14 protein-coding genes are annotated in these 13,700 nt (G+C 54.5%); all 14 read left to right on the top strand.

What is annotated here, in order from left to right; all coding sequences use genetic code 11:
- Positions 1–44: 44 nt before the first annotated feature.
- The 14 genes from B5F19_RS00440 to B5F19_RS00505 all read left to right on the top strand — a co-directional run bounded on the left by B5F19_RS00440 (position 45) and on the right by B5F19_RS00505 (position 13,621).
- Entirely contained in the window at positions 45–1,805 is a 1,761-nt protein-coding gene (locus tag B5F19_RS00440) for an ABC transporter ATP-binding protein (RefSeq protein WP_087286408.1), read from the top strand.
- Complete coding sequence (locus B5F19_RS00445) at positions 1,798–3,564, top strand: ABC transporter ATP-binding protein (RefSeq protein ID WP_087286411.1); 1,767 nt, start codon at positions 1,798–1,800, stop codon at positions 3,562–3,564. The genes B5F19_RS00440 and B5F19_RS00445 overlap by 8 nt, the downstream gene beginning before the upstream one ends.
- On the top strand, positions 3,561–4,496 hold the full coding sequence (locus tag B5F19_RS00450; RefSeq protein ID WP_087286414.1) for an ABC transporter permease: 936 nt from the start codon (positions 3,561–3,563) through the stop codon (positions 4,494–4,496). Before B5F19_RS00445 ends, B5F19_RS00450 begins: the two co-directional genes overlap by 4 nt.
- Complete coding sequence (locus tag B5F19_RS00455; protein WP_087286417.1) at positions 4,493–5,311, top strand: ABC transporter permease subunit; 819 nt, start codon at positions 4,493–4,495, stop codon at positions 5,309–5,311. Before B5F19_RS00450 ends, B5F19_RS00455 begins: the two co-directional genes overlap by 4 nt.
- A gap of 2 nt (positions 5,312–5,313) precedes the next feature.
- Complete coding sequence (locus B5F19_RS00460; RefSeq protein ID WP_087286420.1) at positions 5,314–6,096, top strand: ABC transporter ATP-binding protein; 783 nt, start codon at positions 5,314–5,316, stop codon at positions 6,094–6,096.
- Positions 6,090–6,869: an ATP-binding cassette domain-containing protein gene (locus B5F19_RS00465; RefSeq protein ID WP_087286423.1), complete on the top strand. Its 780-nt coding sequence runs from the start codon at positions 6,090–6,092 to the stop codon at positions 6,867–6,869. The genes B5F19_RS00460 and B5F19_RS00465 overlap by 7 nt, the downstream gene beginning before the upstream one ends.
- A 22-nt stretch (positions 6,870–6,891) precedes the next feature.
- Complete coding sequence (locus B5F19_RS00470) at positions 6,892–8,556, top strand: ABC transporter substrate-binding protein (protein WP_087286426.1); 1,665 nt, start codon at positions 6,892–6,894, stop codon at positions 8,554–8,556.
- A 14-nt stretch (positions 8,557–8,570) separates the two neighbouring features.
- Positions 8,571–8,939 (top strand): metal-dependent transcriptional regulator, encoded by a 369-nt coding sequence (locus B5F19_RS00475; RefSeq protein ID WP_087286429.1) that lies wholly within the window; start codon positions 8,571–8,573, stop codon positions 8,937–8,939.
- Between the two features lie 64 nt (positions 8,940–9,003).
- The gene (locus B5F19_RS00480; RefSeq protein ID WP_087286706.1) at positions 9,004–9,426 is read left to right on the top strand and encodes a response regulator transcription factor; all 423 of its coding nucleotides are present in this window, start codon (positions 9,004–9,006) and stop codon (positions 9,424–9,426) included.
- 145 nt (positions 9,427–9,571) lie between these two features.
- Positions 9,572–10,240, top strand: coding sequence for a response regulator transcription factor (locus tag B5F19_RS00485; protein ID WP_087286432.1), 669 nt, complete (start codon positions 9,572–9,574; stop codon positions 10,238–10,240).
- Positions 10,218–11,696: a HAMP domain-containing sensor histidine kinase gene (locus B5F19_RS00490; RefSeq protein WP_087286435.1), complete on the top strand. Its 1,479-nt coding sequence runs from the start codon at positions 10,218–10,220 to the stop codon at positions 11,694–11,696. The genes B5F19_RS00485 and B5F19_RS00490 overlap by 23 nt, the downstream gene beginning before the upstream one ends.
- A 67-nt stretch (positions 11,697–11,763) precedes the next feature.
- On the top strand, positions 11,764–12,129 hold the full coding sequence (locus B5F19_RS00495; RefSeq protein WP_087286438.1) for a hypothetical protein: 366 nt from the start codon (positions 11,764–11,766) through the stop codon (positions 12,127–12,129).
- A 15-nt stretch (positions 12,130–12,144) separates the two neighbouring features.
- Positions 12,145–12,780 carry an alpha/beta hydrolase gene (locus B5F19_RS00500; RefSeq protein WP_242972646.1) on the top strand — a complete coding sequence of 212 codons (636 nt, stop codon included), beginning with the start codon at positions 12,145–12,147 and terminating at the stop codon, positions 12,778–12,780.
- A 187-nt stretch (positions 12,781–12,967) separates the two neighbouring features.
- On the top strand, positions 12,968–13,621 hold the full coding sequence (locus B5F19_RS00505) for a CatA-like O-acetyltransferase (protein ID WP_087286442.1): 654 nt from the start codon (positions 12,968–12,970) through the stop codon (positions 13,619–13,621).
- Positions 13,622–13,700 lie beyond the last annotated feature (79 nt).

Genomic DNA, 13,700 nt, shown 5'->3' on the forward strand with positions numbered 1-13,700 from the left:
TCTTTGGCATTTGGTTAGAGTTCGCTAACTTCAGGAGGGATACCATGCAGAAACAAAAGAATCCATTTAGCTTGATGGCGTTTATCAGACCGCACCGGGCAGGTTTTATTGCCTCGACTGTCCTTGCTGTTCTCAGCGTGGCCAGCGGGATGGTGCCATACTTTGCCGTGGCAAAGATGGTCAACCTACTCATTTCTGCTGAAAAAAACTTTTCGATTTATCTGACTTGGGGAATGGTAGCCCTGATCGCCTATCTGCTCAAGTCCGTCCTCCACGGCATTTCTACTCGATGCTCTCACGAGGCCACTTTCCATGTGCTGTCGGAGTTGCGGAGGGCTGTGGCGGATAAGTTGACTCATGTTTCCATGGGCTATCTGACTGATACACCATCGGGTCGGTTGAAAACGACCATGGTGGAGCGCGTGGAGCAGATGGAAGTCCCACTGGCACATATCATTCCGGAAATGACCTCTAATCTGTTGGTCCCTCTCGCTATTGTGGTTTGCCTCTTCGCCCTGGACTGGCGTATGGCGTTAGTATCGCTTATCACCATCCCTATTGGGATGCTCTGTTATATGGCCCAGATGAAAGAGTATCCGAAAAAATATGGTGCGGTCGTTCAAGCCGGAAAGCACATGAGTGCCACCACGGTGGAGTATATCAACGGTATTGAGGTCATTAAAGCGTTCAACCAGAGTGCAGCATCCTATGGGAAGTTTACCGATGCGGTTCGACAAAATGCGGATCTTATATTGGACTGGATGAAGTCCACGCAGGGCTACTCCGCCCTGATGATGACTATTTGGCCCGCTGTGCTGATCGGCGTTCTGCCCATTGGATGCGTCTTTTATCGGAATGGAAGCCTGACCGCCCCGGATTTTATCACGATTGCAATCCTGTCCCTCGGTATCGTGGGGCCATTGGTAGCGGCGATCTTTTTGACTGATGATTTCTCCAAAATTGCGACCATCACCGGGGAAATCGGCGCTGTGCTGTCCGAGCCGGATCTGGAGCGGCCTGTGCAGAGAAAAGAACTGCATGGGCTGGACATTGGCCTGCGGGATGTGAGATTCGCTTACAAAGATAAGCAGGTTTTGAACGGCGTCACACTGAACATCCGGCAAGGCACGACCACTGCGCTGGTAGGACCGTCTGGTTCCGGTAAATCCACCATCGCCAAGCTCATCGCCTCCTATTGGGACGCTGGCAGCGGGAGCATCACTATCGGCGGAGAGGATGTAAAAAACCTGCCGCCAGAGCAAGTAATGGACCTCATCGGATATGTCTCCCAAGATAACTTCCTGTTCAATGTCTCTGTCCGGGAAAACATCCGCATGGGACGGCCGGAGGCTACCGACGATGAAGTGGAGGCTGTGGCGAAGGCCTCCGGCTGTCATGAATTCATCATGGGGCTGGATCACGGGTATGACACTGTGGTAGGCGGCGCAGGCGGACACCTCTCCGGCGGGGAGCGCCAGCGGGTCGCTATTGCGCGGGCCATGATGAAGAATGCCCCGATTGTGATTTTGGACGAGGCGACTTCCTACACAGACCCCGAGAACGAGGCGGTGCTTCAGGACGCCATCGGCAGGCTGACCCGAGGAAAGACACTTATCGTTATCGCCCACCGCTTGAGTACCATAACCGATGCAGACCAAATCGCTGTGGTGGATCAGGGAAAAATCCTGGATGCGGGAACACATGAGGAGTTGTTGAAACGGTGTCCCCTCTACGCTCAGATGTGGGTGGCCCACACGCAGGCGAAGGATGCGGATACGGGAGAAGGAGGTGGCAAGCATGTTTGACGCATATAAACGGTTTTTCCGTTTTGCCGGGGAGCAGAAAGGCACTTGGTATAAGGGAATGGCCTTTGAACTGCTGCGGAGCATTTTTGAGGCTCTGCAGTTTGCGGCGCTGCTGATTGTTCTCCGTGCTCTGGTAGAGCAAAATATGACCGGAACCACCCCGTGGATGGCTTTTGGGATCATGGCGGTCAGCGTGGCCGGGGCCGCCCTGTGCTGGTATCTGGCCCACAACAGCGAGGGGCACGCCGATTACTGTATGTGTGCGGAGAAGCGCATCCATATCGGAGAACGAATGAAGTACATGCCTATGGGCTACTTCAATGCCCAGAGCCTGGGCAGCCTCACCGCAGTGGCCACCTCCACCATGGAGGACTTGGAGAGCATGTCCTTTGCGGTAATTGCCCGGACGGTGGTGGGCATGATCCGGACCACCATCTTCTCTTTGGCGGTCCTGTGCTTTGACTGGCGCATTGGGCTGATCTTCCTGCTTGGTATGCTCCTGTTCCTCTGGGTCAATTCGCTTTTACTGAAGAAATCCAGAGAATTGTCTCCGGGACGGCTGGCAGCCCAGACAAGACTTGTGGACGCTGTGCTGGAATACATACAGGGCATGAGCGTGGTACGCGCCTTCCATGGAGATAAGGCGGCTAATCAGACGCTGAACCGCACGATTGAGGAGACGGAACAGCAGAATTTCAAGCTGGAGCGCAAGCGTATTCCCTACAATGTTTTGGAGCAAATTGTCCTGCGTGTCACGGCGGTGGTGGCGATTCTGCTCTCAATCTGGTTTTTCCTGCAAGGCAGTATGACCCTTTTTGCCTGCCTGATGGTGGTGGTTTCCGCTTTCTTGGTATACAGCGAGCTGGAGTCTGCCGGTGAGATGTTCTTCATGCTGCCTATGATCGACGCTTCCATCGACCGGGTGGAGGAGATTGACTGCGCACCCCGGATGGACGAAGGCGGCTCCGTACAGACACCGAAACACTGCGATATTTCCTTCGAGCATGTGGACTTTTCCTATGGGGAGCGGAAAATCATCCGCGATGTCAGCTTTACTATCCCGGAAGGGACAACAACTGCCATTGTGGGACCCTCCGGCTCCGGCAAGACCACCCTCACCAGTCTTATGGCAAGGTTTTGGGATGTGGACAGCGGCACGGTCAAGCTGGGCGGCATCAATGTGAAGGACTATGCGCTGGATAGTTTGATGCGCAATTTCAGTATGGTCTTTCAGCGCGTGTACCTGTTCAACGACAGCATTGAGAACAACATCAAGTTCGGCAAGCCGGATGCCACCCATGAGGAGGTGGTGGCCGCGGCAAAGGCGGCTCGGTGCCATGACTTCATCACGGCCCTGCCGGACGGCTACGATACCATCATCGGTGAGAGCGGCGCCACGATCTCCGGCGGAGAACGCCAGCGGCTCTCCATCGCCCGGGCCATGCTCAAGGATGCGCCGATCATCATTTTGGACGAGGCCACGGCCAATGTTGACCCGGAGAACGAGGTGGAGCTGCAGGAGGCTGTCAAGGCCCTGACTGCTGGGAAAACACTGGTTATGATTGCGCACCGGATGAAAACTGTCCAGGAGGCGGATCAGATCCTTGTACTGGATCAGGGGCGGATTGTGCAGCGGGGCCGCCATGCGGAACTGATGAAACAGGGCGGCATCTATGCGGACTTTGTCTGCTCCAGGAGTTCTGCGGAATCGTGGCGCATTGCAGGGCGGAAAAGCAGAGAGGTCAAAGCAGAGATATGAGTAAGAGAATATTGGCTCGGCTCGGCCTGCTCATTGTTGTCCTGTTTGGTGTTACTGTCCTGACTTTCTTTTACACCAATCTGTCCCCGGTAGACGCGGCTGAGGCACTGGCGGTACGCCGCTACAACCGCCCCACTGCACAGCAGGTTGAACTGGTGCGGGAAGAACTCGGCCTCGACCAGCCGATTCTTCAACAATATGGATCATGGCTGTGGAACGCTCTGCACGGAGATTTCGGAAACTCCTATAACACTGGGCGTCCGATTGTAGAAGAATTGACTGCTGCCATCCGTCCTACGTTGGTCATGGCGGCCATGGCACTCCTGTTTGCAACCCTCATCAGTATTCCGCTCGGAGTGTTATCCGCCAGCAGAAAAGGGGGCTTGTCAGATCGCAGTATTTACCTATTCGGCATAATCTGCATGTCTCTGCCAAATTACTGGATCGGTTTCATGCTCCTGCTTGCTTTTGCGGTCTATCTTCCTATTTTCAGTATTATGGGAGCGGACAGCCTAAAGGATTTCGTTCTTCCGGCCCTGGCGCTGGCTATTCCTATGGCCGCCGGCAACATCCGTGTGTTTCGGTCCTCACTCCTGGATGGGTACAACAGCGATTTTGTCCTGTATGCCAGGGCCCGAGGCGTATCGGAGTGGAAAATCGCCAATCTGGTGAGCCGGTTTGCCCTGCCGCCGCTGATCACCATGCTGGCGCAGAGTTTCGGTTTTATGATTGCGGGTAGCGCCATGGTGGAAAGTGTGTTCTCCATCCCAGGGCTGGGGTCCATGCTGGTCACTGCATTGGGAGCCAGAGACACCATTACCATCAATGCGTGTGTACTGCTCACCGCCGTCATTTTCGTCCTGGTCAATTTTATCGCGGACTGTGTGAACGCATTTCTAAACCCGCAGAACCAGAAGGGAGGCGGCCTATGATCCGCAAAATCATGCACCGCCCGCAGGCCGTCCTCGGCCTTGCCATGATGCTCCTCGTGTTTCTTGTGATGCTGCTTGCCCCGGTTTTTGCCCCAAATGACCCGATGCAGTTGAATGTGGCTCATAGTTTCGCCCCACCGGACGCACAGTACCCCCTCGGAACGGACGAGCTTGGACGTTGCATCCTCTCCCGCTTGATCTATGGGGCAAGGGCTTCTCTGAGTATCGCGCTGCCCACACTGCTGTTGCTGGCGGTTATCAGCACCGTGGTGGCTACCCTGTGCGCCTATGTCGGCGGGGCGCTGGACCGCATGTTTGAAGTGGTCTCTAATATTTTTATGGCCTTTCCTCCATTCCTCGTTGCCATCACTCTGGTGGGACTCTTTGAGTCAAAAGCGGCCAGCATCGTCCTGTCTATTGTAATCGCCATGTGGGTCTGGAACGCAAGGGTGGTCCGCACCCATGTGCTTCGGGAACGGAATCAGCCCTATGTGATTACCTGCCGGATGTCCGGCTGTTCAGAGCTGCGCATTGTGTTCCGGCATATCATCCCCAATATTCTGCCGCACCTTCTGGTTTTGTACAGCACAGGGCTGTCCTCAATCATCATTATGATCTCCAGTTATGCCTTTCTCGGTTTGGGGCTGGAAACAGGTACGGCGGAGTGGGGCGCCATGTTTGTAAACGCCAACAAGCTGATATTCAGTCATCCGCTGTTCCTGGTGTATCCGGGACTTTGCATTTTGTTTGCCGCGGCAGGGTTCAACCTGTTCGGGGAGGCCCTGCGGGACATCTGTGCACCAAGGGAGGGATAGCCATGCTGACAGTTACCAATTTGTCCATCCGTACAAAGCAGACAAAGGAAACCCTTGTGCGCTCCGTCAGCTTCTCCGTAAAAAACGGAGAGGCCCTTGGTCTGATTGGGGAGAGCGGCAGCGGAAAGAGCATGACCAGCAAGTGCATTATGCGGCTGTTGAATCCACGGCTTTTTGATCTGCGCGGAAGCGTGCAATGGAACGGGAAAGAAATGCTTGCGATGAAGCTGAATGAGTTGGACGGCTACCGGGGCAAACAGGTCAGTATGATCCCGCAAAACCCCATGACCGCCTTTGCGCCTATGCTCAAGCTGGGAAAACAGATGGAACTGGGCTTTTCGCTGAAAGGGCACAGGGAACGGACACAGTTCCGGGGGCGGCTGGCTGCCGCACTTGCGGGTGTCAATTTGTCCGATGCGGAAAAAATCATCAATAGCTATCCCCATGAGCTGTCCGGCGGCACGCTACAACGCGTGATGATTGCGCTGACGATCTTGCAGCGCCCGGAACTGATTATCGCAGACGAAATTACCACCGCTGTTGACGCGGCCAGCGAATACCTCATTCTGAATGAATTGGAGAAGCTGAGGCGGGCCGGCGTCTCCATGATTGTGGTGACCCATGACTTTGGTGTGGCAGCGAGGCTGTGTGACCGCGTGGCCGTTATGAAAGACGGCGAGATCGTCGAGGAGGGAAAAATGCGGGAGGTATTTTCTGACCCACAGCACGAATATACCAGGCAGCTTGTGCAGGCAAGCGTACTCTTTCAGGAGGGACTATGCTGAAAGCGGAACATATCACAAAACAATATCAGATCCCAGGCGGCGGGCATACCGTGTTCGATGCAGTTTCGGATGTCTCCATAGAGCTTGGGAATGGAGGCGTGACCGCCATCGTGGGAGAAAGCGGGAGCGGCAAGAGTACTTTAGCCAGAGTCCTGTCCTATGTGGAACGGCCGGACGGCGGGCGGGTGTTTCTGGATGGCCTGGAGGTGTCCGCCTGCGGAAGAAAGGAACTCCGCGCTGTAAGGGGAAAGGTCCAGCTTGTGATGCAGAACGCTTTGGGGTCTTTAGACCCCCACCAGAGCGTTGTGTCCATTCTGGAGGAGCCCCTGCGGCTGCTGTTCCACATGGGGGCGGAGAAGAGAAAGCAGCGGTGCCTTGAACTGCTGGACATGGCACGGCTGGAACGGGACACACTCCGACGTCGGCCGGATGAACTCTCCGGTGGACAGCAAAAACGGCTGTGTATTGCCCGCGCTCTGGCCACCCAGCCACAACACATTATCTTTGACGAGTCTTTCAGCGGATTGGATGTCACACTGAAAAAGCAGGTACTGGGTTTTCTGAAGGAGCTTCAAACGGAACTTCAGATCAGTTTTCTGGTGATTACCCACGATCTGGACACCGCCATGTATATGGCCGACGCGATTCATGTCATGCGCAGAGGTAAAATCATCGAAACGCTTGAGCACCCCAAGAGCTTCTCTGATTTTCAGGAACCTTATTCACAAGAGCTTGTAAAGGCAGTCCGCTCCAAGCGGAGAGCCTTGCAATAAATCAAAATAGGAGAGTAACTGTATGAAAAAATTCTTGTCCCTTCTGCTGGCCGGCGTTATGAGCGCCATGCTTCTTGCCGGCTGCGGAACCACTGCAAATGATCCAGACCCCGCTTCTTCCTCGACACCGCCTGCCGGCGAGGAGGAACGGTCCATCACCATTGCGCAAAGCGCCAATTTTTCCATGGGATTTGCCCCCGGCGTACAGTCCTATGAGGCCACCTATTACATGAACAATTTCTATGAGAGCTTGGTCGAATACCGGGATGGTGAGTACCTGCCCTGCCTGGCGACAGACTGGGCTGCCTCGGATGACGGCCTCACCTATACCTTCCATCTGCGGGATGATGTGCAGTTCAATGACGGCACCGCCTTCAATGCCGAGGCGGTCAAGCTCTATTTCGACAATATGAAGTCGGTCATTGGCACCAGCGCCAACTATGGTCAGCTCGATATGCTGACCACGGAGATCACAGTGGATGACGAGTACACTGTCTCCTTCCACCTGAGCCGCCCCTATTACAATGTTCTGAACGATCTTTCCATGGTAATGCCCCGCGGCATCCTTTCCGCGGCGGCCTTCAATGAGGACGGCTCTCTGAATACCGAATACCTGATGACCCACACTCCAGGCACCGGCCCGTATATGTTTGAGAGCGTGAATGAAACCGCAACGGAATACACTTTTGTGAAAAACCCGAACTATTGGGGCGAGGAGCCGGATGTGGACCGCTTTACCGTAAAGGTGATCCCGGAGTCCAAGGTTGCCGCCATGTGGGCCGGCGAGGTTGACTTTATCATGGGGTCTGATACGCTGGATGCCAATTCCTATCTGGAACTGTCTCAGGTGGAGGGAATCACCGGCGTGATTTCTGACTTTGACTTTGTGACGGAATTTATCGCGCTGAACGATGAGGTGGCGCCGCTGGATGATCTGAATGTCCGTACAGCCATTCAGATGGCGATTGACAAAGAATCCATCGCGCAGAATATTTACTCCGGCCTGCGTACAAAGGCGGACTCGGTGATGCCTACTGCCATGCCCTACTGCGTCGCCACGGTGTCCACTCCAGACTATGACATGGATGGAGCGATTGCCTTGCTGGAAGGCTCCGGCTGGGTCGATTCCAATGGAGATGGCATCCGGGAAAAGGACGGAACGGCGCTTTCCTTTACAATCACCTACCCCTCTACGGGCGTTTATGACAACATGGTACTCTTTTTCCAGAGTTCTATGGCCGAACTGGGAATTGAGATTAAGACCAATCCCATTGACCTGATGGCCTTCATGCAGCAGGTGTTCATGGAGGACAACTACGAAATGACCGCGTATATGAGCTACTGGTTCCCTTACGACCCATACACCTTCGTTGCAAATATGTATCCGTCTACCGACTATACTGATCCCAGCGGCATCTATTCCACCGATCCGCAGGTCGCCAAGGCCTTGGCTACTATGAGCGACGAGGAAGCCAAGGAATTGATCGGCGGGCTTTACAACACGGATGATCCTACAGTCGTTCAAGAGATTTATACAGCGGCTCTGGACTGTGCCAATGAGAGCAGTGTGGTAATCCCGCTGAATTACAGGAATGAATATGCAGTATTCAATAGCGAAGTGATTGAGTCCTACACATTCAACAGCATCCCCAATCACGTGGATGTTGCAGCAATCCATTTGAAATAACGGAGGACATTCAAATGAAACTTCATGCGTCGGGCGAAGATTACTTGGAAGCCATACTTGTTCTCCATAAGAAGACGGGCATGGTGCGCTCCGTAGATGTGGCCCGACATATGGATGTGTCCAAGCCCAGCGTGTGCCATGCAGTGGCCACTTTGAAGGACGGCGGGTTCCTCACCGTGGATGGCGACTTTTTCTTGCATCTAACTGATGTGGGCCGTGAGACGGCAGAACAGATCTATGAAAAACACCAGTTTTTTACGATACAGTTAATTGCAGCAGGTGTGGATCCGAAGATAGCAGAGGCCGACGCCTGCCGGATTGAGCATGTCATCAGTGAAGAGAGTTTCCAACGACTGAAGGCAGCTGTGAAATCAGAGTCATAAGCGCAGCAAAAGGAGGGGGGCCGTGCAAACGGTCCCCCTCTTTTTGCTATTTGGAGGTAATATAGTGGATGAAATCATTGTGATTCGAGCTGCAGACCCAGATGGCAGCATATTCAGGGCAGTCGTAGATGTTTTGCGAGACAAGAAGGGAACGGTCACAGAGGTCATTCCGCCGGCCTCACCTGTGCTGCGTGTCGGAGAACTGGAAATCCACCATGAGTACCGTAGGGTGCTGATGGCTGGCAGGGAAGTGCGGCTCAATCATGGGGAATATGCCATGCTTTACTGCATGGCCAGTTCACCAGGGCAAGTGTTCTCAAAGGCACAGCTCTATGCGGCGGCCTGGGGAGAAGAATACCTGCATGGGACGAACTCCGTGGAAAATATCATCTGGCGGCTGAGGCAGAAACTGGAGGAAGATCCCAAGCATCCGACATACATAAAAACAGTGATAAGGGGAGGCTATAAAATTGGGAAGAGTCCCTAATGGCCTTATAAAAACAAATGAGGGCCGGAATCCTTTTGTTGGGATACCGCCCTTGCTGACAAAAACTTTCTTTGAATTTGATCTTTTGAGAAATCTCCATGATAAATTCATAATTCCATGCTATCCTTGGGACAGGTGATGCTGAATGAAACACATTTTAATTGTAGAAGACGAGCCGGATATTCAGGAACTGCTGCGGACCTATCTGGAAGACGCTGGCTATCAAACCGCCGTGGCCGGAGACGGGGTGGTGGCCCTGGCCCTGTTCGGAAGTCAACACTTTGATTTGGTTCTCCTGGACTTAATGCTCCCCAAGATCGACGGGTTCGGTGTCTGCGAGTTAATCCGCCAGCAATCTCAAGTGCCTATTCTTATGCTCACCGCCTTGGACGGGGAGGAACAGCAGCTCCGGGGCTTTGGTCTGGACATCGACGACTATGTGACCAAGCCATTTTCCATGCCGGTGTTGCTGGAGAAGATTCGGGTCATCCTTCGTCGACGGGGGAGTGCGGGTGAGGACAGTCGCCTTCGGTACCGGGATCTATCTCTGGACCTGGACACACGGGAGGCGCTGCTGGACGGCCGTCCCCTGGAACTGACCACCCGGGAGTTTGAACTGCTCCATACTTTCTTGGATGCACCGGGGCGGGTGTTCACCCGAGAGATGCTGCTGGCGAAACTATGGGGTTATGACTTTTACGGAGACGAGCGGGTGGTGGACAGCCATATCAAGAATCTCCGCCACAAACTGGGTCGGGACTACATTGAAACTGTGAGGGGGGTGGGCTATCGTGCCGCGAAAGAAACTCTCTGAGAGTCTGACCGCCCGCATTTTTCTGATTACTGCCGGCATCCTGCTCTTTGCCGGGACGGTCACCTTCGGCCTGATTGCCTGGGCCACCCCAAGCACCTATACCGCTGTGGTGAATAACGACCTCGCCGCCCAGGTGGATGCCCTGGCGGAACGGTTGGCGGACACCACGCCGGAGGACTGCGGCGCGCTGCTGGACGAGTTTACGCTTTCCTCCGGGGCCAGTGCCATGCTGGTGGGTCCGGACGGAGAACTGGTGGATACAGGGGCGAGTTTGACCGTCCAGGCCGTGTATGAGGACGAACGTGTGGCCGTCACCACAGCGGAGGGAGACACGGTGGTCAGTTATGGGACGGGGACGGAAACCGAGGAAACCATGACCATCACCGCCTCTGATGGGGCCACCATTGCCACCGAGGTGACCTTTGCGGGCCAGAGTGAGAGCTATACGCTCTATGTCACTCCCAGAGTTCAGGTGGAAAACCTGGCTGTGCGGGCACTGGTGCAGATGGCTCCCTGGATTTTGCTGGTGCTGCTGGCTTTCTCCATGCTGTGCGCTTTTTTCTACTCCCGGTACATTACCCGTCCCATTGTGCGCATGAGCAGCATTGCCGGGAAGATGGCGGAACTGGATTTCCACTGGGAATGCGGGGAAAAGCGTCGGGATGAGATTGGCAAACTGGGCCGCAGCTTAGACAAATTGGCCCAGAGACTGGATGCAGCCCTCACGGATCTGGAGAGCGCCAACCAAGCCCTGCGGGGAGAGGTAGAGCAGGAGCGGGAACTGGACCGGCAGCGAATGGCTTTTTTCAACGCCGCCTCCCACGAGCTGAAGACCCCGGTGACGATCCTGAAGGGACAGCTCTCCGGTATGCTGGAGGGAGTTGGTGTCTACCAGGATCGGGACAAATACCTGCTGCGCTCCCTTCAGGTGACAGGCCGGATGGAAAACCTGGTGGGGGAGATGCTGGCCATCTCCCGGATGGAGACAGGGTCTGTGGCTGTCAAGCAGGAGTGCGTGGAGCTGTCCGCTCTGATCGAGCGGCAGCTGACGCTGGACGCAGGATTGCTGGAGCAGCGTGAGCAGCGGCTGGTGTCCAAATTGACGCCGGGGGTCACCGTCACCGGCGACCCGTCTCTCCTCGGCAAGGCCGTGGGGAACCTGCTCTCAAACGCAGCCCTCTATTCCCCGGAGGGGGCAGAGATCCGGGTGTGGTGCGGCCTGCTGGAGGGCCGCCCGGCCCTGACGGTGGAAAACACTGGGACTCATATCAGCGAGGATGCCATACCCCATCTCTTTGAGGCATTTTACAGGGAAGAAGGCTCACGGAACCGGGCCACCGGCGGCAGCGGCCTGGGGCTGTATCTGGTGAAGATGATTCTGGACCGCCACGGCGCAGAGTGCGCCATCGAGAATACGGCGGACGGGGTGCGGGCCACGGTGCGGTTTTCTGATTGAGGGCACGGTGGATTTTACGGACACAATATGATAAAATAATACCATTACACTGCGAATGAGGGAAATGATGAAAAAATTAGGTTTCGCTTGTATCTTATGCTTTTCTCTGGCGCTGTTAAACGCTTGCGGCAACGCCACGTTTAATGGCAGCAGCACCGGGAATGATACCCAGTTTATCATGGAATACAGTATCTTAAATACTTCCGATCACAGGGCGATGCCTTTGAAAACGGGCGATGTGATTGATACAACCGTCGTAAGTGACGATGGAAGTGTAGACATTCAGGTAGAAAACAGTGAGGGAGAGCAGATCTATTCAGAAACAGATGTTCCCACTTCTGAATTTGAAATTGTGATCTCCCAAGACGATACTTACACATTTACCGTTACAGGACACAGGGCCAAAGGAAGCGTAAGTTTTGTAAATAGATGACCGGGAATTGAGGGAATGCCGATGGAAAAGACGATTTTAGTTCACGGCTCCGGCCATAAGGCGGCCAGTTGGAAAGAGACCATCGCTTATCTAAATCACCCGGAGGAAATCTTCTGCCCGGAGTTGTCCGCTATTCTGGACGGGCGGGAGGCCATCTACCCCAATCTCCGTATTGCCTTTGAGGCGTACTGTGCCCAGGCGGGCGGGCCGGTTCACCTGTGCGGTCTCTCTCTGGGTGGAATTCTGGCCTTGGACTATGCGCTGGAGCATCCAGAGGATGTCAAGACCCTGGTGCTGATCGGTACGCCCCACAAGGTTCCAAAGGGGACCTTTGCTCTCCAGAATGTGGTGTTCCGCCTTCTGCCCAAGTCTACATTCACGTCTATGGCTTTTGACAAGAAGAACACCTTTGCTCTGGGAAACTCCATGAAGGATCTGGACTTCAGCGGCAGGGTGGAGGAGATCCGCTGCCCCGCCCTGATCCTCTGCGGGGAGAAAGACAGTGCAAATCTGAAATCAGCCCATTTCTTGGCCGAACACATTCCGGACGCGGAGTTGCAGGTGCTGGAAAACACCGGTCATGTGGTGAATGAGGAGTCCCCCAAAGTATTGGCGGAGCGGCTGAACGACTTTTACGCACGGCATCTTTGACTGTATCGTGGGCGCTTGCGGCTGCGGCAGAATATAAACATCATTCGGGAGGTGAGGCGGATGAAGCGCGGCCTTGATGTAGCTCCATGCAAGGCTTGACTTGGATGGACTTGTATGGAGCAAAATGTTAGCCATCCCAATGGCCTTGCATGGTGGAAAAGAAATAATCATGCAAAGGAGTATTGAGATGAATTACAAAATGGTTGATTTCAGCACTTGGCCAAGAGGCGATCTGTTCCGGTTCTATATGGATCACATGCGGGTTGTCATGAGCCTGACGGTGGATGTGAACGTGACGCCGCTGGTTCGGTTCGTAAAAAAGAACGGCATGAAGTTCTATCCGACCATGATTTGGGTGGTGTCGCGGGTGATCAATTCCCATGAGGAGTTCAAGTATGGCTGGGATGCAGATGGAAACTTGATCCGTTGGGACCTTATCTCTCCCAGCTACGCCCACTTCCATCCGGAGGACGGAAACTTCACCAAGCTGGTCACACCCTATAGAAAGGACCTGACGGAGTTCCACACCCGTTTTCTGGAGGATCGGGAGAAATACCGGGATCTCCGGGCTGTAGTGGAGGGCCAGCCAGCCAATCACTTTGACGTATCCTGCCTGCCCTGGGTACGTTACCGCCACTTCGATGTCCATGTGTTTGATCAGGGGGACTTTCTGGCCCCGGTGGTCACTTGGGGAAAGTACGAGGCGGAGGGCGATAAATTGGTCATGCCGCTGACAATGAATATCCACCATGCAGTGGCGGACGGCTTCCACCTATCCCGCTTTTTTGCGGAGGTGCAGGAGCTGATAGACCGCCTGACCACAGACAGTCCCGCAGACTGAGGCAAGTGATGAATAGATTTCTCGGGTAGTATGACGCTATTTCAACAAATCACCGGATAAGATTAGGCAGAGGGGTGCC

The sequence above is a fragment of the Pseudoflavonifractor sp. An184 genome (assembly GCF_002160305.1).
GTDB lineage: Bacteria > Bacillota > Clostridia > Oscillospirales > Oscillospiraceae > Lawsonibacter > Lawsonibacter pullicola.

Excerpts from the sequence above, each read along its gene's own strand:
- B5F19_RS00450 (WP_087286414.1), top strand. The coding sequence starts at position 3,561 with ATGAGTAAGAGAATATTGGCTCGGCTCGGCCTGCTCATTGTTGTCCTG.
- B5F19_RS00460 (WP_087286420.1), top strand. The coding sequence starts at position 5,314 with ATGCTGACAGTTACCAATTTGTCCATCCGTACAAAGCAGACAAAGGAA.
- B5F19_RS00465 (WP_087286423.1), top strand. The coding sequence starts at position 6,090 with ATGCTGAAAGCGGAACATATCACAAAACAATATCAGATCCCAGGCGGC.
- B5F19_RS00455 (WP_087286417.1), top strand. The coding sequence starts at position 4,493 with ATGATCCGCAAAATCATGCACCGCCCGCAGGCCGTCCTCGGCCTTGCC.
- B5F19_RS00495 (WP_087286438.1), top strand. The coding sequence starts at position 11,764 with ATGAAAAAATTAGGTTTCGCTTGTATCTTATGCTTTTCTCTGGCGCTG.
- B5F19_RS00445 (WP_087286411.1), top strand. The coding sequence starts at position 1,798 with ATGTTTGACGCATATAAACGGTTTTTCCGTTTTGCCGGGGAGCAGAAA.
- B5F19_RS00470 (WP_087286426.1), top strand. The coding sequence starts at position 6,892 with ATGAAAAAATTCTTGTCCCTTCTGCTGGCCGGCGTTATGAGCGCCATG.
- B5F19_RS00485 (WP_087286432.1), top strand. The coding sequence starts at position 9,572 with ATGAAACACATTTTAATTGTAGAAGACGAGCCGGATATTCAGGAACTG.
- B5F19_RS00505 (WP_087286442.1), top strand. The coding sequence starts at position 12,968 with ATGAATTACAAAATGGTTGATTTCAGCACTTGGCCAAGAGGCGATCTG.
- B5F19_RS00500 (WP_242972646.1), top strand. The coding sequence starts at position 12,145 with ATGCCGATGGAAAAGACGATTTTAGTTCACGGCTCCGGCCATAAGGCG.
- B5F19_RS00440 (WP_087286408.1), top strand. The coding sequence starts at position 45 with ATGCAGAAACAAAAGAATCCATTTAGCTTGATGGCGTTTATCAGACCG.
- B5F19_RS00475 (WP_087286429.1), top strand. The coding sequence starts at position 8,571 with ATGAAACTTCATGCGTCGGGCGAAGATTACTTGGAAGCCATACTTGTT.